Raw genomic sequence first — 20,997 nt, forward strand, 5'->3', positions numbered from 1 at the left:
GATCATGATTGCTGCCGCGTTTTCGCGCGCCGCCGACCGCCTGCTGGTTGCGGACCCGGGGCTCGTGCGTCTCCACACCGCGCTGCGCGCCGCGCTCGCCTGCCTGCTGACCGGCATCGCCAGCATCGCGTGGACCGTCTCTCATCACCAGCCGATCACCCTCGCCGCGCCCGGCATCCTGTTTGGGATGGTTGCGCCGCTGTTCGTGCGCGATGCGCAACGGCCTGCGTGGTTTAGCACCCTCTTCTGTCTTTATCTGTGCGCCTGCGCGTGCTTCGCTGTGGCGGCCGTGCTGAGCCGCTATCCGCTGGCTGGAGATGCGGGCTTTCTCGTCGTGATGTTCGCCGGCACGCTGTGCCAGGCTTGCGGACCGCGCGCGCTGGGTTGCGCGATGCTAGGGGTGGTGTGTTTCTACCTCGGCTTGTATCTGCATCCTTCGTCTGCACATCTTGTGCAGTCCCTTCGGCTGTCGGCGTTCGCGCCGCTGATGGTGGCGCTGGTCGGCCGCGTGATCGTGCCGATGCGGGTGGTTGCCAGTTTCCGGCTTGCCGTTCATACGGTGACGCTGCGTGCATCGCGCGTACTCGTCGCGCCAGGTGCGGCACGTCTTTCGGCGTTGAACGAAGCGGCGCTCTCACTCGAAGAACAATTGGCACTGCTGAATCCGCCCGATGCCGGGACGATTCGCGAGCGGATTGTCGAAGTGGAAATCGCGGCCGGACAGCATGCGTTTGCTTCGATGCCGGCATACGGCAGTGCGCAAGCGAGTGCCGACGTGCTGCGCCACGCGATTGTGCGGCTCAAGGAGATCGCGCATCGAGGTCATACGCGCCGCGCTTCGCCTTTGTCAGCGCACGGCACTGCTGCTCCGTCCGCGACGCAACGAATCGCCGACCTGCGCACCAGGCTCTGCTGGCTGCCCGCCACGCGCGCCACGACCGCCGCGTTTCTCGCGATGCTGATCGGGCACTCGCTTTCTCCAGAGCGCTGGTTCTGGGCGGTCATCACGACGTTCGTGGTGTTTCTCGGCACGCGATCCCGCGCTGACACGGTCTATCGCGGCGCGCAGCGCCTCGCTGGGACGCTGGCCGGCGCGTTCGTCAGCGTGTTGCTGGCTGCGCCGCTGCACGACTCGCCGGTGCTGCTGGTCGCGTCGATGGTGCTATGCGTGTTCGGCTGGGCTTACTACATCCTGAGCGCCTATGCGCCGGGCGTGTTTTTTATTACCGTGCTGGTAGGGCTTGTGTACGGCGAACTTGGTTTTGCGATGGGGCCGCTGGTCGAATTGCGGATCGAAGAAGTGCTGGTGGGTTGTCTGGTGTCGTTTGCGGTCGCGATTTTGATGATGCCGCTCGCGGCGACGCGGCATGTCGAGACGAGGCTCGGCGCCGTACTTGGCGCGCTGAGGGACGTGGTGCGGATGACGGCCGGTTCCGTCGCCGACGATCAACCGCGTGCAGCGGTAGTGCCGATGCGCAGGCTCGATCGCAGCTGGCATGATCTGCGCATCGCGCTGAGGCCGCTGCAGACGCAGCGAGTGGTGGTGTGGAATCCCGACGTTGAACTTGCTACCGGTTCGCTGCTGTGTTGTTTGCATTGGGTGCGAGTGTTGAGTGATCCTTTGCGGCGTGGCGCGTCGGGGGATGTGGCGCTCAACGCTGCGGCTGTGACCGCTGCCCATGCGGAATCGATCGTTGCTCGGCTTGATGTGTTGATTGCGCGGTATAGCGGCGGGTTGGCTAATTCCGTGCGCGGCGCGTTGAATGAAGGTGCTGCGGTACCGGATGGTTTCGATGTTGATCCGGCGATGGCGCCGGCGCTCGCCCAGCTTGATGGCGCAGTCGCGCAGTTGTTTGATCGGCTGACGCAGCCAGCTGCCGAAACGCGGCGGGTATTCAATTGGGCGCTGAGAGGTAGAGGCGCGTAGGCGACTACCTCTCAGGTCCAGTCCAGGTTAATACATCTGAAGACGGGTACGGAAAGCGCCGACAATCAGGGAGCGGCTTTCGTCCGGGCAGACAGTAGTGAATTACTGCGTCACGGCTTGTCGACCGGGTCTTGTGTGACAGTCATGTATTGCTTGATGTCCGGCTGACCCAGAGCGATCGTATTAAGCAATCCGACTCCAAGCTGTCGCGCGAATTCGTCGTCAAGTTTGAAATCGTGTTCATCAGCCAACACCACGCCCATTCTCCCGGCCACGAGCGGGGCCAGTCTGCTTGGATCAACGGTGTGCACGATTAACTGTTGCAGATCTTCGTTGTAGGTCAGAACCATGGAATACGGCGGATGTTTGGCCATCAAAACCCTCTGCATCGATCTAAAGCCTGTCGAGTGGCCGTTGCGTAACGGTCATGTATTGCTTGATGTCTGGCTGACCCAGCGCAATCAGATTGAGCACTCCACCCCCAAACCGACGCGCGAATTCGTCATCAAGCTTGAAATCAAATTCGTCCAGCAGGATCGGCGCTTCAAGTACACGCCACGCGAACATCCCTGCGTACTCGTACAGTCCACCTACCATTGCAAGTGTCCGGGCATCGACCTCGAAGTCCGGTGTGCGGCTACTGACCGGCTGGCGAAGCGGCATGCCAAGGGTCGCAAACACGCCATCCTGGCTGACGAGCAACCGGTCCTGATGCGCGGCCCAGCCGACGTGCAGTACGGCGAGGTATTCGTCTCCCGAGCGAAAGGCTTCAATGCCAAATTGTGCCGCCTTCGCGGGAGCAACCACCAGGTCCTGGGTTGCACGCGCGATACCGGCAGCCAGTACCGCATCGGAGAGTGACAGGAAGCAACGGACCGCGTTCTTGCCGTCCATCAGCTCTGTGGCGAGCCAGTGAAAGCGCCTTGGTTCTGCCACAGCTTTCTCGTTAACAAGCACATAGACTTCCGGCGACGTGAAGCAGGAATCCGCGCAGATCACGACGGCCTCGCTGCGTTCGGGTGGTCATACTCCCCCTGCTCGCCGATCCACTTCCAGACGATCCGCGCTTCGTCTTCGTCCGTGTAGGCCCCGAAGTTCGGCATTCGAGCACCGGCCTGCACGCGCAGCGGCATCATGCCCAAGTTGCCGGGCCGGGTAAACGACTCGTAGCCCCGGATACCGGCCGGCACGATCGGCTTCCACAGACCGGTTTTCGGACACGCTTCGCCGCTCTTGCAGTACACGGGCTTCGGTTCGATGACCGGGTTGTAGCCGAGCATCGCAACGGCATCCTCTGGCAACAGTTCCGGCTCTGGTTCCGTGGCCTGCTCGTTCAGATACCAGATGACCAGATTCCCGCCCGGGCTGCGTTCCGGTCCCGGCATCGGGTCTCCGGCTGCCACCCGCACCTTCTGGTTCAGGTGGTTCGCGAACCATTCGCCGGTCTGCGGACAGATTTCTCCGGGCCAGGCCCTGCGCACCCGCGACTCGATGACCACCGGTTCCGGCAGGAAGTAGTCCTCTTCCTCGACGGGAATGCCGCCGCTGGAATAGCGGGTATCCTTCCAGATCAAACGCCAGCGGACCGCTTCGGATGTATCGGTGCCTTCCGTCTGGTACTCGCTCGCCGTGTCGCCCGCCAGATAATAGTTCGGACAACGTACGCCAGCCGTGGGACCGACCGGCCACGGCTCCCATATGCCGGTCACCGGGATCGGCTGGCCGCTCCACACCTGGCCTTCGCTCTCCTCGTTCTTAGGCGGGCAGGGCGGCAGATGCGTGGGGAAGACGATGGGCGGAATACTATTCCTAGGTTCGGTATCGAAAAAAATGCTTTCATAAGTCCAGCACATCACCCTCCGAGACTCGCGCGTGCCGCCAAGCGAAACAACGCCTCGCTTTATACCGTTCTTAGATGCGGTCTTGCACATGAGAGAAATCAGTGTGGCGGCTAGATCAGCTTTCCCGAAAACACCGATAGACTCATAGCAAAACCAGCGATAGCCGAGCTTGTAGAATAGCGAGTCGCTGTCGCCAGCGCCAATTTCCTCATACCGTCGGCCCCATATGTATGCGCTGAACCGGATCGCCTCGCGCAACATGCCGAGCGCCTCGGCCCGCCGGGCCGGATTGGTCAGCAGAGGCCGCGCGTACTCCATCGGTTTCAGGTATTCGAGAAAGCGTTGCAGGTCTTCGCCATAGTCGATCGGCTTGCCAAGCAGGCTGATTTCGACATTCTCCGGCTTCCTGATCTCGCGCTCGAAGTCGCGCAGGAACCCGTCGTACAGGTCGATCGCCCGGCGCAGCGACGTGGCGCTGGTGTATTTCTTCAGCAGGTAGAACGCGCGGTCGCGGGCCGCATCGTCATTCCTGCCTGCAACAAAGATAAAACTGGACATCGCGGCTTTCCTTAATGTTGCTGTTCGGCGCTGGTGCGATCCGGCACGCCACGGCTCACGGCAGCGGGGGCCCGGGTGGTGTAGCCCTGCGGCACGGTTTTCGGCGCGAGTTCATGCGGCTCCATCGCCCGCACGGCCGCCCGCTCGCTGGAGCCAAACATTACGTCGGTCCACCGGGTCGGCTGGGCCATCAGCGTCCTGACGTATTCCCTGAGCACAGCGTTGTGGGGATGATCGAAGTCGATCACCAGCTGCGTTTCGCCCCCCGCCAGATAGCGGCCCAGTTCCGCGTCATACTGGCTCGACACCTGGCCGCGCCAGACCCGCAGCCCTTCCCAGCCGGGGGGCACCACGACGCCAGCGGCCCTCAGTTCATCCGCTGTCGGAATATGAGTAAGCTGGACATACGCGCCATTATGGTTCCACTCCTGTACCACGGCCCAGTTCTCGCGCCACTCGCGGCCGTTCTTCGGCAGACCTGGCAGCCAGTAGTTCGATACCTTGGTTCTGGGCGGAATGCTCTTGTGCCGGGCAGAATCGATGACCCGCGCCAGCATTGCCCTGCCGGGATGGATAGTGTCGGCCACAATCGGCTTATCGCGGCTAAACGACTCAATCGTGGTAAAGATATCGTCGCCGGTTTCTTTGTCAGTCGCAACGTTGCGTCCCGTACTCAAATCCAGCCACCCCTCCTTGTGCTGATAGCTGGCCAGCGTCGCGGGCGGGTGGGCAATCTTCCCGCCATCGCGCGCCATTGTCGCGAGCCGCCCCTCGGCCTCACGCGTGGTGACGTTGCCCGCGCCCACCGTGATATCGGCCCACGTGCCCTCGACCAGATGCGCGCGCATCCGCACCAGGCAGTCGTTGAGGTCCTTCAGTGCCTGCGGCACCATCCGGTTGGCGAGACGCCCGATCTCCTGCAACTTCGGCGGCAGCGCCGCCAGATACTGGCGCACCGCAGGGGGCAGGACGCCGCCCATGTTCCTGACAATGTACTGGCTCGCGCGCGTGAGCCGGTCGAGCAGTTCGGTAAGCGCGCCCGCGACCGCCCCCTGATAGCGGGTGAAGTCAAGCTGGCGCAGCCATTCATAGGCGTTGCCGCGCCCCATGCGGTTCAGGAACAGGACGATCTCGGCGGCCAGCTTTTCGAGGTTCTCGCTTTTTTCCAGCGCTCGCACCACCAGCCTGCCGACGCCCTTGAGGACGCCACCGAGCAGCGGCACCACGGCGATCAGGCACAGCACGAGCCTGATCCATTGCCAGCGGTCTTCGGCTTTCTGCCGGTCGTCACACATGCCAAGACAGATTGCAATCGCATCGCGCGCCGCCGTGCCTTCGCCGAGGACCGGGAACATGCTGATCACAGCATCGAAAACGATCTGGCCGGCGGTCTGTTTCTGGCTGAATTCACCAGCCAGCGCGCCACCTACCCATTCGACCGACGCCGCCGCGCTGTTCCAGATCAGCTTGCCCACCTCGATGGCACCGATCCGGTTGTCGGTCGGATTGTTATTGTTTGCAGGATCGCTCATGACACTCCATTGCTGTTCCGGCTGGCGGAGGTGGTGAAATCGCTCTCGGTCCACGACGACTTGTGGGCCGGGTTCGGGTCCTGGATCTTGCCCTGCCAGTCGCGCTGGTCGGGGCCGAAACTGATCCGCCCGAAGCCTCCGGGCGCGCTGCTGAGGTCGGCGCGCCCGGCGCTATCCAGCACGCCGCTGTGGTGCCTGCCGTCGTCGTAGGCGATATCGAACTTCGCGCCGTGGACCGGTTCATCGTCCCGGTAGGCGTGACTGAGCGCACACGGATTGCTGAAGGTGCGTTGCGGGAACGTCAGCGGCATCGCCTGCGGCCCCTCGGTCGCATGACTGCCCGCATGCACGAGGTGGTTGCCATCGGTGTAGACGAAGTAGCCTTGGTCGTTGATGACAATGCGTGTGCGACCGGCATGCAGCACGATTTCCTTTTTGGCCGTCAGGTTGATGGCATCCATCGTGCTGATGATGTTCAGAACCTGCTGCGCGATGAGGCTCAGTTCATTGCGCTGCGACTCGATCTTCACCTTGCCGGTGCCCGCCGTGAGACCGATGTCAGACTCGTGGGCAAACAACGAAACCCCCTCCTTCACGCTCGCGAGCAGCGAGCCGCCCGCCGCGATGCCGACATGCCGGCCGCTCGTCACCGCGAAGTCCTCGTTGCTCGCGACGTGCGTGCCCTTCTCGGCGGTCAGGACGATGCCTACAGCACTCGCGATAGCGATATGCCGCTCCGTCAGTTGCGGGAAGTCATCTTCGCCCGCGCTGGTGTTACCCTGGATCGCGTCGTTCTGCGCCTTGATCGCCTTCGTGACGACGCTCTGGTCCAGGTCCTTGCGCTGCGCCTCATGCTGCTGCGCCAGTTCCGCCATACTTTCGTGAAGGTCGCGCGCCCGCGTGAGCCGCGCGACCGCCTCGTCGGCATTCTTCGCGTGCCCCGGTGCGCCCGGCTGGCCGTCCGTCGTGATGAACAGTCCCATCAGTCCGCGCACCACGCCCCAGAAATCGGTGCGCAGATCGAAGCCCTTGCCCCGCGCGTCCTGCCGTCCCTTGCGGCCCAGGATGCGCCGGATAAAGCCCAGGCTCAGCTGCGATGCGCCGTAGTCGCTCGATACCTGCGTCTGGATTTCGCCCCTCGTATCATCGATGACGACCTGCCCGGACTGGACGCCGTGGTGTTCCTGGCCCCGGATGCCCGAGATGGCCGCGTTGCCAGGCAGATCGTAGGGCGACTGGTTGAAGGCGTTGACCACGCTGCCGGTGACGACCGGCAGATCCGGGTCGCCGTAGTAGTGACCGATGGTCACTTCATGGCCAATGCGCGGAATGAAGGCGGTGCCCATGTGCGGCCCCTGCCACCGCTGCTCGACGCGCAGCCAGATGCCCGCGTTCTCGTCGCGCTGCCCCTGCCGGTCCCATTCGAACTGGACCTTCACGCGCCCATAGGCGTCGGTCCATATGACCTGGCCGGCCGGTCCCACGACCACCGCTTTTTCCACCCCGTAGATGCGCGGCTTGCCGATGCTGCGGGCCAGCCGGAACGGCTCGTTGGCGGGCTGGATGTCGAATCCCGCCTCACAGCGAAACGTCTGGCCCGCGCCCGACTGCCCACCGATATCCTCGATGTCCAGCGTGCAGGACACCACCAGGTATTCGCGGTTTGCCTCCTGCTGCGGATAGCCGGTCAGCGTGAAGGTGTGGCCGACCGTCAGGCCGCGCAGATTGCCTTTTCCGCACGCGCGCAGACCGGCGCAACGCAGCGCTTCCATGCGCACGCGGGCCAGGTGCCGCGCTTCGGCCTGCGCATCATTGGGCTCGCCCGACAGCCCCATCGGCCCCGCCTGCGGCTGGCTGTAGTCGCCCCATGCGTAGTGCTCCTGATTCGCGTGCGCCGTGTTGCGCGGGTCCTGCTCGCCGACCGAAAGATTGGCACCCGGCTGGGTATAGTCATAGTCCGTGAGCGTGACCCTGCCTGGTGTGAGTCGGCTCGTTACCGACAGTTCGTGAATGTGCTCCTCGTCAATCCGCTTGCCGGTCGGCGCGGAATACAGGATCGATTCATAGGCGGGACCGTGACGATGATGCCCGCCAAGCGTATCGCACAGCACCAGCCGCTGCTTGCCGCCGCTGTATTCCATCCACCACCAGATTCCCCATTCTTCCCACAGGCGTTGCAGAAACTGCCAGTCGGACTCGCCCGCCTGGCGCTGCACATCGCGCGGCGGATACCTCCTCGCGGAGACCGGGCCAGCAAGGCGCTTTTCCACCGGAAAGATGTATTTGCCCAGCACCTCGTCGGTGATTTCCTCGACGCTCCTGTTCTGGAAAATCCGGGTGTCCTGAGTCTGGGTTGCAAGCCAGAGCCACGGACGCAGTTCCAGTTCGTAAATGATGGAACGCCCATCCTCGCCGACGATGCGGGCCATGCTGACGATGCCGGTAATTTCCCGCACGCCCGCGCCGATATTGCCCGCACCCGAGTTGCCGGGCATCCCCGGGATGAACTGCCCCTTGCCTTCAATCTGGATGAGTACCGTTACCTCCGTGCCGACCACCGAATGCAGATTGAAATTCGCCGTTACGCTGGGCGAAAACGCCAGCGCATCGTCAGTCCTGAGTGTGAGCAGATAACGGTAATCGTCCAGCCTGCCAAGCGTTTCACCGCCCTGCAAGCGGATGGGGACGAGCAGAGGCAGGCTGTCCATGCCATGCGTGGGCAGTGCTGCGCCCGACACGGCGAGCGTGCGTGCCTGAAGTGGTTTGAACATGCGTGCGAGGGAGAGAGTGGGAGGAGAGAATCAGGCGGTGGTCACAATGCCGTCACGACGCGATCAGGGTCGCGCCGCAGCCGGTTTTGTCGCCCGCGTAGCTGACCACCTTGCCCTTGTGGGTCCGCTTGCCCTTTGCGATGATGGGGAAGGTGCCCTTGCATAGCGGGCACATGACCTTGTGGCCGTCGAGCGCGACCGGGACGCCCATGTGCGTGAGGTCCGGCGCCGCTTCGACGACCGTTCCATTGTGATCGGTCCTGTCTCCCAGCCGGATCATCGGCTGGCCGTTCTCATTCTTCATCGTGACGCCCCCTGGTTATTTTTCACCACACCGGAAACCGAGCGGGCATTATTAACGACGGTTGCCGCGCATGTCCATATATCCATATCAATCAGGTTAGCGAATTAATTTTGAGATAAACATCTGTCAATGTTTTACTTTTCCCGATCAACCTTTTGGATCAGTGCGCGACGGCGTATGTGAGCGCGATGACGCGCCACCCGTCATCGCTGCCACCGTCACCGGCCTCGAACAGTCCGAACAGGGGCCGGACACGGTGCCACTGCGCGTCGGTCAGGTCCTGCGGGGATACGGCAATGGCGGGAACTTCGCCACACCTCTTCATCAGCTATCCTTATCGGTATTCAGCCAGGTAGACACGAGGACACGACATCCCTGCGGGCTGGACGGCGTCGGCCGAATAACGTCGGACTGCCCGACGGCAGGACATTGCCGTCAGCGAGCGGCGATACGCGTGCGCGGGCCGCTTCCATGGTGGCGTTGCTGGCTTTTTCTTATCACTGGCTCGGGCATCCGGTATATGCCGCGCCGGCGTTTGGGTTTGCCTGTGGTGGCTTGATGCATTTGCTGGCTGATTGGCCGAATCCGCTCGGCGTGCCGTGGGTTGCCGGACGCCATTCGTTGAATTTGTGGAATAGCGGGCACTGCGATTTAATTGTGGTCGCCACCTGGCTTGTCGGCGAGCATTTTTGTGTGCATGGTTTTTCGCTGCGGCATTTGAAAATGGGATAAGCGCGGCGGTTCTTTTTTGCCTACGGCGTTTGTGTGCCTACGGTGTCGGCACACAACAGGGAAAGGCCAACGCCGCGGGCACACAGAAGGATCGCACCGCCAAAGGCAAAAAAACCAGAATCTCTATTGTGGACTTGTCCACAGAAAATGTTCGCAAGCCTGTGGATAACATCCACACAACCGCACCAAGTCCTTGATCTATTTAAATTCTTGCGCGCTGCACGTCGGCGCAACCACCTTAGCGATCGCGCCTCCTGCAACAGCGGCAATCAGAGGTAAGCAGACTTCGCCGCCGTGCGGCCCGTGGAACTCAGCAATTTGCTCCGCTCCGCCATCGCGCCGAACAGCAGCCCGATCGTCGTCCACATGATCACCTGCATCCCAATCGCCGCGACGCGAAACTTCCATAGCAGCACAGCTGGAAAACCAGCCGGCACCTCGTTAATCGTCGGCATCGACAATTGCACCGCGCCGATAATCACGATAAACACCACCCCCGCCACAATCGACCCATTCCACATACCCAACTTCATCACCGCGCGACGCCGTACCTTCAGCGAAAACACCATCGCGGCCAGCGAAACAGCAATCATCAGGAAGAACAATCCGGTTCGCGTCCCGATCGTCTCTGGATCGCCTACCGACGGTGGATTCGCCGGGTACTTGAGGTTCGGGACGATCACCAATGCAATGAACGCGCCAAGTGCGAGCCATGCAGATAACGCGCGCGCACTCGACGTACCAGCGCGGCCATACGCATACGCGAACACCAACGAGAACAGTCCGCCGAACGCCGCGCCATACGTCACCACGCCTGTCAGCAACCCCAAGCCCGCTTGCGTGCCACGACTCACCAGTTCACCGTGATCGTGCGCGTCACCGCTCGCCGCTGCGGCCTTTTCCTCGAACGAAATCGCCTGCTCGACCTGCGGTTCGCCGACGACTCTGGCAAAGCCGAACGTGAGCAGTCCCGCGGCGATGCCTGCAAGCATGCCGCGTACCAACAATTTACCAACCATGTTCGTCTCCGTTAGTGGCAAGGAAAGCCGAGCAAATGACGGCCATCGTGCACGAACTCATGCACATACATGCCAGGAATCAGCGACGTAGCGCCCTGTTCCGCACCAACGAAGTAAAGCGCGAGCAGCAGCAGCAAACCGCCAAACACGACCCAAGGCAACAGCTCGCGCAGCGGTATCGGTGTGGGTTGAGTGGCAGGCTGAGCAGCCGGATCGAAAACTGCATCGGTCATGATGGACATCTCCTGGGGGTAACGCGCCCCGATAGTCGATTGAAGAGGAATGGTGCGAAGCTCAGGTCTGGCTTTCGACGTGTGAACACCGATTACAGTGGCGCGACCGCGCCGGGCTCCCACCGGCTTCCGCGCTTCGCAGTCCAGCTATTCTACGCGCTAAACTTTGTCCCTCGGTAGCGCAATGCATGCGCGCGGCATCCGGCTTTTGCCCGGCCACCACTATGGGAAGGAACTGAATGGACACCCGGCTGTTACTGGTCAGCCACGCGTCGACCGCCGCCATGCGCGCAGGCCGCTTCCCCGCCGACGATCCACTCGACGAACGCGGCCTCGCCGAAGCCACCGCCGCGCGTGAGCGTCTGTCGATCGCTCGCGACGCGACGGTTTTCGTCAGCCCTGCCCTTTGTGCACGCGCTACGGCATCGGCATTGGGGCTCGCGGCGACGGTCGCGTCCGAACTGGCCGATATCGACTACGGACAATGGCACGGCCGGCGCCTCGCGGACCTCGCTGTCGAGGCACCGCAGGACCTCGCGGCATGGACGTGCGATCCGGATGCGGCCGCGCATGGCGGCGAGTCGTTCAGTCAGCTCGTGAAACGGATAGGCCAATGGCTCGACGCGCCAGGCGATGCATCAAACGATGCACGCAGCGTCGTCGGTGTCACGCATGCGCCGGTGATCCGGGCCGCGATCGTCCACGCGCTCGGGGCGTCGCCCGCCGTGTTTCCACGCATCGAAATTGCGCCGCTCTCGGTAATCGAGTTGCGACGCTCGCCGCGCGGTTGGGCGTGGTGGCCGGCGCGGCAGTAATCGAACATCGCCACCCGCTAGCGCACAGACAACAATCGCCGTCAAAGGCAAAAACCCTGATTCAATAGTTTGCTAACGAATATTTAAGAAATACAATACCGGCCATGCCGACCCTCGACACCTTACGCCGCACAGTCAGCAGCACCCTGATCGTCGCCGCCAGAAAATGGCGGCGCACAAGCCATGGCGTGCTGACGGCCTTCAACGTCTCCGAAGCATGCGCCACGCCGCTGCTCACGGCGAGCCGCTTGGGCGAAGCAGTCCGTCAGGTAACGCTGGCCGATCTGATCGGCATCGAAGGCCCATCGCTAGTCCGGCTGCTGGATCAACTATGCGCAGCGGGCCTCATGCGCCGCGACGAAGACCCGGAGGACCGGCGCGCGAAAACGGTCACCCTGACCGACGAAGGCCGCGCCGTCACGGCAAAGATCGAAGCAGAACTGGTCACCCTGCGCGCGCAGGCTTTGAGAAACGTCACGCGCAGCGATCTCGAAGCGACCTTGCGGGTACTGGCCGCCTTCGTGGCCGACGCCCCCACCGATCGAGACGATTCCCAGGGCAGCACGAACACCGCGAGTAAGCCCGCCAAACCGGCCAGAACAAAAAAATTAAACAAAGACAAAGCAAACTCCGCAACGCCACACCACACCAGGGACACGGCGTAACCGGTTATGGTCTACCCTTCCATCCGCGACTGGCTGTTCTCGGTCAAGACGTTCGCCGCAGCCATGCTGGCGCTCTATCTCGGTCTCGCGCTCGAACTGCCGCGGCCGTACTGGGCGATGGCGACGGTCTACATCGTGTCGAATCCGTTTGTCGGCGCGACCCGTTCAAAGGCGCTCTATCGTGCGTTCGGCACCGCGATCGGCGCGGCAGGCGCGATTCTGGTGGTGCCGCCGTTCGTCGAATCGCCGTATCTGTTCAGCGTGGTCGTCGCGCTATGGACCGGTACGCTGCTGTATCTGGCAATCTCCGACCGCACCGCGCGCAGCTACGTGTTCCTGCTGGCGGGCTATACGCTGCCGATGATCGCGTTGCCTTCGGTGACCAATCCGGGCGGCGTGTTCGACCTCGCGATCACCCGTACCGAGGAAATCACGCTCGGCATCGTGTGCGCGAGCGTTGTCGGCGGCGCGGTGTTTCCGAGCCGGCTCGCGCCCACCATCATCGAGCGGACCGACGCGTGGTTTCGCGACGCCGCGTTCTATGCGACCGAAACGCTCTCGGGACGCATCGCCGGCTCGGCGATCTCGGCGGCCCGCCAGCGGCTCGCGGCTACCATCAACGGGTTGGAACTGCTGCTGAGCCAGCTCGCCTACGACCACACCCGGCCGGACATCCTGGCACGCACTCACGAGCTGCGCGGGCGCATGCAGTTACTGCTGCCGCTGATGTCGGCGCTGGCCGATCCGCTGATCGCGCTCTACAACAGCGGCCGGCATTCATGGCCCGACGGCCTTGAAGCATTGCTCGCCGATGTCATCAAATGGTTCAATGCGCCGCTTCCGGTTGCCAGCAAGGGCGACCACCCCGACCCCGTAGCCGACGCGCTGCGCGAGCGGATCGCGGCGATGCAGCCGCCACCGGCGGCGATCGCAAGCTGGGATGGTGCGCTGCTGTCGAGCGCGTTGTGGCGCCTGAAGCAGGTCATCAATGTCTGGCAGGACTGCCGCACGCTGCGCATCATCATCACGCGCGAAGAAGGTTCGTGGCGGCCGCGTTTCCGCCATTGGCGCCTGGGCGGCACCGAGCGCTACTTCGACCGCGGCATCATGCTGTTTTCGACCGGCTCCGCAGTCGGTGCGATCGTTCTCGCGTGCAGTTTGTGGATCAGTTCAGGGTGGGCGGACGGAGCCGGCGCGGTGACGCTCGCTGCGGTCGCATGCTGCTTCTTCGCCGCGCTCGACGAACCCGCGCCGATGGTCTTCAAGTTCTTTACGTCGACTGCGGCCAGCGTCGTGTTCGCGGGCCTCTATCTGTTCGTCGTGCTGCCGCACGTGCATGACTTTCCGATGCTGGTGGTCATGTTCGCCGCGCCGTTCATTTTCGTCGGCACGCTGATCCCGCGCCCGCAATTCAATCTCGCTACGATGCTGGTCGCGGTCAACACGGCTACCTTCATCAGCATTCAGGATGCCTACGACGCCGACTTCCTGGTGTTCCTGAACAGCAATCTCGCGGGCCTCGCCGGGCTGCTGTACGCGTTCCTGTGGACCCGCGTGACACGCCCGTTCGGCGCCGAACTCGCGGCGGCGCGGCTGTTGCGTTCGAGCTGGGCCGACGTGGCGCTGACCGCCTCGACACGCACGATCGACGATCCGCGCAATCTCGCCGCGCGCATGCTCGACCGCCTGATGCAATTGATCCCGCGCCTCGCCGCCACCGACGATCATCGCCATCCGTCGATCGAAAGTTTCCGCGATCTGCGCATCGCCTTCAACGCGCTCGACTTGCGCCGCCTGACCCGCAAACTCGGCGGCGAAGCGCCGGCCGCGATCGACCACGTGCTCGAAGGCGTGCGCGAACATTTCGAAACCTGCGTCGACCTGCGCGCGCGCCAACCGGTGCCCGCGAGCCTGATGTCGTCGATCGATACCGCCGTGGCGCGTGTCACCGCACAGGGGCTCGCCAATGCCGGCACGCCGAGCGCGACCTCGCAGACCTCGACACGGCAATTGCGCGACGCGCTGCACGCGCTGGTCGGCTTGCGTCTGTCGCTGTTTCCGGCCACGCTCACCACGCCCACGCCGCCCGAACCGGAGCCCGCCGCCTGATGCGCCCGTCCCGCACCCTGTTCTTCTTCCTTGCTGACTGCCCGCGATGATCGGTGAAATCGATATCTTCGGCGTGTTCGTGCCGGCCGTGCTCGTGCTGATGTTGATCGCGTATCTGATCAACCTGGTCATCCGCACGGCGCTCACACGTGTCGGCTTTTACCGCTTCGTGTGGCACCGTTCCATCTTCGATCTCGGCATCTATGTGCTGGTGCTGGGCCTTGTCGTCGTCGTTTCGCACAGACTAATAACGTGAAAAAAACCTGGTTCTCCGTCGGTCAAATTCTGCTGACCCTGATCGTCGTCGTGATCGCGGCCCTCGTGCTGTGGAAACTGGTCGGCTATTACATGTTCGCGCCGTGGACCCGCGACGGCCACGTGCGCGCCGACGTGATCCAGGTCGCGCCGGATATCTCGGGGTTGATTTCATCCGTCGAGGTGACGGACAACCAGCAGGTCAAGCAAGGCCAGGTGTTGTTCGTCATCGACCAGGCGCGTTACACGCTCGCACTGCGCCAGGCACAAGCCACCGCGCAGCAACGCCGCGCCACGCTCGAACAGGCGCGCCGCGAAGACGCGCGCAATCGTAAGCTCGGCAACCTGGTCGCGGCGGAGGTCGCCGAAGAAAGCCGCTCGCGTGTCGATCAGGCCGAAGCCGCGCTCGCCGATGCGAACGTCGCGATCGATACGGCCAGGCTGAATCTGCAACGCACCACGATCGTGAGTCCGGTCGACGGTTATCTGAACGACCGCGCGCCGCGCACCGGCGAGTTCGTCGCGGCGGGCCGGCCGGTGCTGGCGGTGGTCGATATGCACTCGTTCCGTATCGACGGCTACTTCGAGGAAACCAAGCTGCGCGGCATCGACATCGGCCAGCCGGTCGATATCAAGGTGATGGGCGAGCCGAGCGTGCTGCGCGGTCACGTGCAAAGCATCGTCGCAGCGATTGAGGACCGCGATCGCACGCAAGGCTCGAACCTGCTGCCGAACGTGAACCCGGCGTTCAGCTGGGTGCGGCTCGCGCAGCGGATTCCGGTGCGCGTCGCGCTCGACGAAATCCCCGCCGACTTCCGCATGATCGCGGGACGCACCGCGACCGTGTCGGTGCGCGATCTGTCGCCGACCGGCAAACCACGCCGCATTGCCGGCACGACGGGCACGTCGGGTGCCGTGGATGCGCCGGCGGCTCCGTCCGGGTCCGCGTCCGCTGTTCCGGCTGCCTCTGCTGCACAGGCGGCGTCCGCGGCTGCCATCTCGGGCGCCTCGCAATGAAACGCTCGCGCGCCCTGCCCTTATTGCCGCTGTTGTCGCTATTGCCGCTATTGCCGCTCGCCCTCGCGCTCAACGGCTGCATCAACGTCGGCCCCGATTACGCGCTGCCGAAGCAGGCGCTGGTCAACGCGCCGCTCGCCCATGCGCCGCTCGAAGGCGCCGATGCCGCGTTGACGTCGCGCCAGAACGTGCCCGCCGTGTGGTGGAAGCTGTATGACGATCCGGTGCTGAACGGCCTCGTCGACGAAGCGCTGCAATCGAACACCGACTTGCGCGTCGCTGCGGCGAATCTGGCGCGCTCGCGCGAAGCGTTGAGTGTCGCACAGGCGCAAGGCGGTTTCTCCGGCAAAACTTCGGCGGTGATCGAGCGCGCGCAGGAATCGGCCGAGCAGTACCTGCTCACGGAGAAGTTGCCGGTCGTCAACGAAGGCGACATCGGCATCAGCATCTCATACGAAATCGATCTGTTCGGCAAGCTGCGGCGCGGCGTCGAAGCGGCGCAAGCGGACACCGAGTCCGTGCAGGCCGCCGGCGATCTCGCGCGGATCACGGTGGTCGCGGACGTGGTGCGCTCTTATGTCGAACAATGCTCGGCGGCCGAGGAACTCAGGATCGCGCAGCAATCGCTGGCGTTGCAAAAGCAGCGCGTGGACGTGTCGCGCCGTTTGCGCGATGTGGGCCGCGGCAATCAGACCGAAGTGACGCGTGGCCAGACGCAAGTCGATACGCTGGCGGCGGATATTCCGCGCTACACGGCGCGCCGCAAGATCGCGCAATACCGGCTGGCAGCCCTGCTCGCTCGCGCACCGTCCGATCTGCCGCCGACGGTGCTGGCTTGCAATACGTTGCCGCAAATCCGTCAGCCGATTCCAGTCGGCGACGGCGCCGCGCTGCTCAAGCGCCGCCCGGACGTGCGCGAGGCCGAGCGTCAACTGGCGGCTTCGACAGCGCGAATCGGTGTCGCCACCGGCGCGTTGTATCCGACGGTGAGCATCGGTGCATCGGCCGGCTTGACCGGGGTCCTCGAAGACCTCGGCACCTCGCCGACCGCGCGCTGGAACTTCGGCCCGCTGATCAGCTGGACCTTCCCGACGAACGGTGCGCGCGGACGTGTGCGCGAAGCGGAGGCGTCGAGCAATGTGGCGTTGGCGAAATTCGACGGCGTGGTGCTGACCGCGTTGCGCGAGACCGAAACCAGCCTCGCCACCTACGCCGCCGACTACGCCCGCGCCGACGCACTGCGTGCCGCGCTGAAGTCGGCTACGGAGTCGGCGGATGAAACGCATCGGCTATATCTCGCCGGACGCGAGTCGTTCATTTCGGATCTGGATGCGACGCGCACGCTGACGTCGACGAAGTCTCAGGTAGCGGCCGCGCAAGGCCAGGTGGCGACCGATCAGGTCAACCTGTTCCTCGCGCTCGGCGGCGGCTGGGAAACCAATCCGCAGACGGCACCTGCCACCGCAACGCCTGCCAAGACCATGCCGAGCGCGGCGGCCACAATCAAAGTGCCTTGACCAGCCTCAATCGATTCTGACGACGGGCCGCGCTAGCGCGGCGTCGGCACCGCACCGCGCGCGCTGACCCAAGCCGGTCCAAAAGTTATTTTTGACAAGCTTTCTTTTACCTTTCAATTCGGGTTAAATACGAGCCTTCATTTATACGTTTCGGGGGCACGTATGTCGAACTTCATGCAAGGCGCAGCCACGTTGGGCGGCTGTATCGGCGTTTTCACGGTGGTTGTCGCGATGGTGGAGATGCTGGTGAACTGAGCGGCGTGCATATGCGGCGGCGGCTTCAGCCAGCCCGCCGCTTCGCCGCCTGGTGAATCGCGGCCCGCACCCGCGGATAAGTGCCGCAACGGCACACGATATTCGACATTGCCGCGTCGATGTCGGCGTCGGTAGGATCGGGCTTCTGCTTGAGCAACGCACAGGCCGCCATCAGTTGCGCACTTTGGCAATAACCGCATTGCACCACGTCGAGATCGAGCCACGCCGCCTTCAGCGCCTGCGCCTCGGCACCCTGCACGCCTTCAATCGTCGTCACCTTCTGCGTATGCAAGCTCGACATCGGCGTCTGGCAGGCGAGGCACGCCTTGCCGTCCAGATGGATCGTGCACGCGCCGCAAATCCCCACACCGCAGCCGAACTTGGTGCCGGTCATGCCGAGTTCGCAGCGCAGCACCCACAGCAGCGGCATATCCGGCTCGGCTTGGACAGCCACTGCCCGGCCGTTGATGTTTAGCGATCCCATGCTTTTCTCCATGCGCTTCAAGCGAGCTTCAAAGGCAACGCGCGCAACCGCTGTCCGGTCAGCGCGAACACCGCGTTCGCGACTGCCGGCGCGATCGGCGGCGTGCCCGGTTCGCCGACGCCTTGCGGGTGCATCCGGCTCGGCATGATGTCGGTTTCGATCACCGGACAATCGTTCATCCGCACCACCGGGAAGTCGAGAAAGTTCTTCTGCTGCACCTGGCCGTCGACGATCGTGACTTCGTCCTGCAACGCGGCCGAAAGACCGAACACGATCGCGCTCTCCATCTGCTGACGGATCAGGTTCGGATTCACCGGCATTCCGCAATCGATCACACAGACCACACGATGCACGCGAATCCGCTTGTCCGGCCCGAGCGACACCTCCGCCACTTGCGCGACGACGCTGCCGAACGCCTCGTGCAGCGCGACGCCGCGCGCTTGCGGAGCGCCATTCGCCGCGTGCTTCAGTGGATGCCCCCAACCGGATAGCGCCGCCACGCGCCGCAGCACGGCCAGATGGCGCGGATGCTGCGTGAGCAGCGCCGCGCGAAACGCGATCGGATCCTGGCCGGTGACCGCGGCCAGTTCGTCGGTGAAACTCTCGGTGAAAAACGCCTGGTGCGAATGGCCGACCGACCGCCAGAATCCGACCGGCACAGGCAATTCCACGATCTCGTGCGCTACGCGTGCCGTGGGCCATTCATAGGGTTGATCGAAGGCGCCTTCGCAGGTGGTCTTGTCAAGCGGAATGCGCGGTAGTCCGTAGTAACGCGCGAGCGATTCCGGCACGATCGCCTGACTCGCCGAGGTGCTGTGCCACGCGACCAGCTTGCCCGTGCCATCGAATCCTGCCTTGAAGCGCGACAGGCACGCCGGGCGATAGAAGTCGTGCGTGAAGTCCTGCGCACGCGACCAGATCGTTTGCACTGGATGGCCACTGCCCTCGCGCGCAATCGCTGCCGCCTGCGAAATGAAATCGATCTCGAGACGGCGCCCGAAGCCGCCACCCAGCAGTTGCGTGTGCATGTCGACTTTGTCGGCGTCGATGCCCAGCACTTTCGCGGCGTGGTGACGCGCGAGGGCGGGCATTTGCGTCGAGACCCAGACGGTAGCCGCGCCGTCCGCGAATTGCACCGTACAATTGATCGGTTCGACTGCGCCGTGTGCGAGATACGGCGCGTAGTACTCGGCCGTGATGGTTCGCGCCGCACCGTGCAATGCTGCATCCACGTCGCCGCGTTGGTAGTAGGCGTGGCCGTCGCTGTCATCCAGCGCTTGTGCGAGGCGGCGGTGCACGTCGGCGGTGGACAACCTGGCTGCGTCGCCGTGATGCCACTCCACCGTGATTGCGTCGACTGCGTTCATCGCGCGAAACGGATTGTCGGCAATCACCGCGACGCCGCCACTGCCGCCGTTGTATGGCTTCACCGAGAACGCCTTGATGACGCCCGGCATTTTCATCGCGGGCGACGCATCGAAATGCGATACGGTGCCGCCTAGCGTCGGGCACATGACGACGCCGGCATACAGGAGGCCGTCGGGCAACGCGTCGATGCCGAAGCGCGCCGTGCCGTTGATTTTCGACACGGCCTCGATGCGCCGCACCGGCTTGCCGATCAGCTTGAAGTCGGCGGGATCTTTCAGCGCGACTTTGCGCGGCAGCGGTTGCTGCGCGGCCAATGCCGACAGTTCGCCGAAGCTCGCCTTGCGGCCCGATGCGTGCAGCACGTAGCCCGCTTGCGCGCGGCATTCGCTGGCCGGCACATGCCATTGCGCGGCCGCCGCGCCGATCAGCATCGCGCGCGCCGAGGCGCCGGCTTCGCGCATGGGCGTCCACAGGTCGTTGATGCTCGATGAACCGCCCGTCATCATCGTGCCGGCTTCGCGCGCTACTTTGCTCGTCAGCCAGACTGCAGTGCGCTTGATGGTGCTGTCGTCGTCCGGACGAAACGGCAGATCGTCGACGATGTTCTGCACGCTGTTATAGATCTTGTCGATCGGCGAACTCTCCACCCGCACCTGCAACCAGTCGGCGTCCAGCTCTTCGGCCAGCAGCATCGCGAGGCCGGTGTGAATACCCTGCCCCATTTCCGCTTTGCTCATCATGATCGTCACGCTGTTGTCGGCGGCGATCTTGACCCAGCCGTTCAGCGCCGCCTGCGTGCCTTCGACCGGCAGCGGCGCGGACGTGGCCAGGCGCTGGCGCGGCGGCAGCACCGACCAGCCGACCAGCAGCGCGCCGACAGCGCCGGCGCTGCCGAGCAGGAAGGTTCTGCGCTTTAACATGACATGGTTTGCTGTGCGTCCACGGCGGCAGAAAAGCTGTAATGGCGCAGGTCGGCGCCAACCACTTCTTCGGAACACTAATAAGACGTGTGAGGGCCTGCTCGACTGAAACTCCCGCGTTCTGGCCATTTCCGCGCGGCCCGGCAAATGGCGTTGGATGGCGTCGGATGTCGGGCAAGCCGAGTGTTGTTTCATTAAATGACATTCGCCACGCCGCGGCACGCTGCATTGCAACTGGCTTGAACGGCAAACGGCAAGACATGGCGCATTTTCGCTAGCGCCCGGCATTGCACGTCGGATGGAATAAACGCGCGACCCGCACGTTCAGTATTCTAACGACGGCTCACACTACCTGCAGCCGGGACTGTGGGGGATGGCGTTCGGCAACGGCATCAGCAACCAGCCGACCAACACGTTGTTTTTTGTTCCGGGGCCTACGCCGACGACGGGGGTGTATGGGAGGATTGATGCGTTGCAGGAAGGTGGGCGGTGTCTTTTCCGATCGCGGAATTATACAAACTTTTGTATAATTCCGCGATCGATGCGAAGCCATTAAAGTTCTGCGGTAGCGCCCTGGACGACTTGCGCGAGTTCCCACTCCCGGCTCGACGTGACGCCGGCCATCAACTCGATCAAGTCCAGCACGGTCGGGAAGACTCAGAAGACCAGCAAAGC

General features: G+C 63.6%; 17 protein-coding genes, 2 pseudogenes and 1 riboswitch. Of the genes and pseudogenes, 9 read left to right on the forward strand and 10 right to left on the reverse strand.

The window, feature by feature from the left end; genetic code table 11:
- The first annotated feature begins 4 nt into the window (after positions 1–4).
- Positions 5–1,927 (forward strand): FUSC family protein, encoded by a 1,923-nt coding sequence (locus tag SB772_RS30570; RefSeq protein WP_410836889.1) that lies wholly within the window; start codon positions 5–7, stop codon positions 1,925–1,927.
- A 110-nt stretch (positions 1,928–2,037) separates the two neighbouring features.
- Here SB772_RS30570 and SB772_RS30575 read toward each other — a convergent pair whose 3' ends face one another.
- The 6 genes from SB772_RS30575 to SB772_RS30600 all read right to left on the reverse strand — a co-directional run bounded on the left by SB772_RS30575 (position 2,038) and on the right by SB772_RS30600 (position 8,933).
- Positions 2,038–2,301, reverse strand: a complete 264-nt coding sequence (locus SB772_RS30575) for a hypothetical protein (protein WP_410836890.1) — start codon at positions 2,299–2,301, stop codon at positions 2,038–2,040.
- Positions 2,302–2,320: 19 nt separating this feature from the next.
- Positions 2,321–2,926: a hypothetical protein gene (locus SB772_RS30580; protein WP_410836972.1), complete on the reverse strand. Its 606-nt coding sequence runs from the start codon at positions 2,924–2,926 to the stop codon at positions 2,321–2,323.
- On the reverse strand, positions 2,923–4,326 hold the full coding sequence (locus tag SB772_RS30585; protein WP_410836891.1) for an Imm72 family immunity protein: 1,404 nt from the start codon (positions 4,324–4,326) through the stop codon (positions 2,923–2,925). Before SB772_RS30585 ends, SB772_RS30580 begins: the two co-directional genes overlap by 4 nt.
- 11 nt (positions 4,327–4,337) lie before the next feature.
- Positions 4,338–5,858, reverse strand: a complete 1,521-nt coding sequence (locus SB772_RS30590) for a hypothetical protein (RefSeq protein WP_410836892.1) — start codon at positions 5,856–5,858, stop codon at positions 4,338–4,340.
- Positions 5,855–8,566, reverse strand: coding sequence for a type VI secretion system Vgr family protein (locus SB772_RS30595; protein WP_410836893.1), 2,712 nt, complete (start codon positions 8,564–8,566; stop codon positions 5,855–5,857). Before SB772_RS30595 ends, SB772_RS30590 begins: the two co-directional genes overlap by 4 nt.
- Before the next feature lie 115 nt (positions 8,567–8,681).
- Positions 8,682–8,933, reverse strand: coding sequence for a PAAR domain-containing protein (locus SB772_RS30600; protein ID WP_410836894.1), 252 nt, complete (start codon positions 8,931–8,933; stop codon positions 8,682–8,684).
- A gap of 474 nt (positions 8,934–9,407) precedes the next feature.
- Here SB772_RS30600 and SB772_RS30605 point away from each other — a divergent pair.
- Positions 9,408–9,665, forward strand: a pseudogene (locus SB772_RS30605) (metal-dependent hydrolase); the annotation flags it as partial.
- Positions 9,666–9,934: 269 nt separating this feature from the next.
- Here SB772_RS30605 and SB772_RS30610 read toward each other — a convergent pair.
- Both SB772_RS30610 and SB772_RS30615 read right to left on the reverse strand, forming a co-directional pair.
- Positions 9,935–10,684: a CbtA family protein gene (locus SB772_RS30610; RefSeq protein ID WP_410836895.1), complete on the reverse strand. Its 750-nt coding sequence runs from the start codon at positions 10,682–10,684 to the stop codon at positions 9,935–9,937.
- A gap of 11 nt (positions 10,685–10,695) precedes the next feature.
- Complete coding sequence (locus SB772_RS30615) at positions 10,696–10,917, reverse strand: CbtB domain-containing protein (RefSeq protein ID WP_341317949.1); 222 nt, start codon at positions 10,915–10,917, stop codon at positions 10,696–10,698.
- A gap of 42 nt (positions 10,918–10,959) precedes the next feature.
- Positions 10,960–11,099, reverse strand: a riboswitch (cobalamin riboswitch).
- 57 nt (positions 11,100–11,156) lie between these two features.
- On the opposite strand from SB772_RS30615, the gene SB772_RS30620 reads away from it, so the two are divergent.
- The 6 genes from SB772_RS30620 (at position 11,157) to SB772_RS30645 (ending at position 17,295) form a co-directional block, all read left to right on the forward strand.
- A complete protein-coding gene (locus SB772_RS30620; protein ID WP_410836896.1) occupies positions 11,157–11,732 on the forward strand; it encodes a histidine phosphatase family protein in 576 nt (191 codons plus the stop codon).
- 104 nt (positions 11,733–11,836) lie between these two features.
- Positions 11,837–12,397, forward strand: coding sequence for a MarR family winged helix-turn-helix transcriptional regulator (locus SB772_RS30625; protein ID WP_410836897.1), 561 nt, complete (start codon positions 11,837–11,839; stop codon positions 12,395–12,397).
- Between the two features lie 6 nt (positions 12,398–12,403).
- Positions 12,404–14,506, forward strand: a complete 2,103-nt coding sequence (locus tag SB772_RS30630; protein ID WP_410836898.1) for an FUSC family protein — start codon at positions 12,404–12,406, stop codon at positions 14,504–14,506.
- A 46-nt stretch (positions 14,507–14,552) separates the two neighbouring features.
- Entirely contained in the window at positions 14,553–14,762 is a 210-nt protein-coding gene (locus SB772_RS30635) for a DUF1656 domain-containing protein (RefSeq protein WP_410836899.1), read from the forward strand.
- Complete coding sequence (locus SB772_RS30640; RefSeq protein WP_410836900.1) at positions 14,759–15,778, forward strand: efflux RND transporter periplasmic adaptor subunit; 1,020 nt, start codon at positions 14,759–14,761, stop codon at positions 15,776–15,778. The genes SB772_RS30635 and SB772_RS30640 overlap by 4 nt, the downstream gene beginning before the upstream one ends.
- Positions 15,775–17,295: an efflux transporter outer membrane subunit gene (locus SB772_RS30645; protein WP_410836901.1), complete on the forward strand. Its 1,521-nt coding sequence runs from the start codon at positions 15,775–15,777 to the stop codon at positions 17,293–17,295. Before SB772_RS30640 ends, SB772_RS30645 begins: the two co-directional genes overlap by 4 nt.
- Positions 17,296–17,575: 280 nt before the next feature.
- Here SB772_RS30645 and SB772_RS30650 read toward each other — a convergent pair whose 3' ends face one another.
- The gene (locus SB772_RS30650) at positions 17,576–18,034 is read right to left on the reverse strand and encodes a (2Fe-2S)-binding protein (protein WP_410836902.1); all 459 of its coding nucleotides are present in this window, start codon (positions 18,032–18,034) and stop codon (positions 17,576–17,578) included.
- A gap of 17 nt (positions 18,035–18,051) precedes the next feature.
- The gene (locus tag SB772_RS30655; RefSeq protein ID WP_410836903.1) at positions 18,052–20,322 is read right to left on the reverse strand and encodes a molybdopterin cofactor-binding domain-containing protein; all 2,271 of its coding nucleotides are present in this window, start codon (positions 20,320–20,322) and stop codon (positions 18,052–18,054) included.
- 355 nt (positions 20,323–20,677) lie between these two features.
- Here SB772_RS30655 and SB772_RS30660 point away from each other — a divergent pair.
- A pseudogene (locus SB772_RS30660) lies at positions 20,678–20,878 on the forward strand (hypothetical protein); the annotation flags it as partial.
- Positions 20,879–20,997: the final 119 nt, after the last annotated feature.

This window comes from Paraburkholderia sp. SIMBA_030, assembly GCF_046535245.1.
Classification (GTDB): Bacteria; Pseudomonadota; Gammaproteobacteria; order Burkholderiales; family Burkholderiaceae; genus Paraburkholderia.

Coding starts and splice junctions, on each gene's coding strand:
- SB772_RS30570 (WP_410836889.1), top strand. CDS start 5: ATGATTGCTGCCGCGTTTTCGCGCGCCGCCGACCGCCTGCTGGTTGCG.
- SB772_RS30575 (WP_410836890.1), bottom strand. CDS start 2,301: ATGGCCAAACATCCGCCGTATTCCATGGTTCTGACCTACAACGAAGAT.
- SB772_RS30585 (WP_410836891.1), bottom strand. CDS start 4,326: ATGTCCAGTTTTATCTTTGTTGCAGGCAGGAATGACGATGCGGCCCGC.
- SB772_RS30590 (WP_410836892.1), bottom strand. CDS start 5,858: ATGAGCGATCCTGCAAACAATAACAATCCGACCGACAACCGGATCGGT.
- SB772_RS30595 (WP_410836893.1), bottom strand. CDS start 8,566: ATGGACAGCCTGCCTCTGCTCGTCCCCATCCGCTTGCAGGGCGGTGAA.
- SB772_RS30600 (WP_410836894.1), bottom strand. CDS start 8,933: ATGAAGAATGAGAACGGCCAGCCGATGATCCGGCTGGGAGACAGGACC.
- SB772_RS30610 (WP_410836895.1), bottom strand. CDS start 10,684: ATGGTTGGTAAATTGTTGGTACGCGGCATGCTTGCAGGCATCGCCGCG.
- SB772_RS30615 (WP_341317949.1), bottom strand. CDS start 10,917: ATGACCGATGCAGTTTTCGATCCGGCTGCTCAGCCTGCCACTCAACCC.
- SB772_RS30620 (WP_410836896.1), top strand. CDS start 11,157: ATGGACACCCGGCTGTTACTGGTCAGCCACGCGTCGACCGCCGCCATG.
- SB772_RS30625 (WP_410836897.1), top strand. CDS start 11,837: ATGCCGACCCTCGACACCTTACGCCGCACAGTCAGCAGCACCCTGATC.
- SB772_RS30630 (WP_410836898.1), top strand. CDS start 12,404: ATGGTCTACCCTTCCATCCGCGACTGGCTGTTCTCGGTCAAGACGTTC.
- SB772_RS30635 (WP_410836899.1), top strand. CDS start 14,553: ATGATCGGTGAAATCGATATCTTCGGCGTGTTCGTGCCGGCCGTGCTC.
- SB772_RS30645 (WP_410836901.1), top strand. CDS start 15,775: ATGAAACGCTCGCGCGCCCTGCCCTTATTGCCGCTGTTGTCGCTATTG.
- SB772_RS30650 (WP_410836902.1), bottom strand. CDS start 18,034: ATGGGATCGCTAAACATCAACGGCCGGGCAGTGGCTGTCCAAGCCGAG.
- SB772_RS30655 (WP_410836903.1), bottom strand. CDS start 20,322: ATGTTAAAGCGCAGAACCTTCCTGCTCGGCAGCGCCGGCGCTGTCGGC.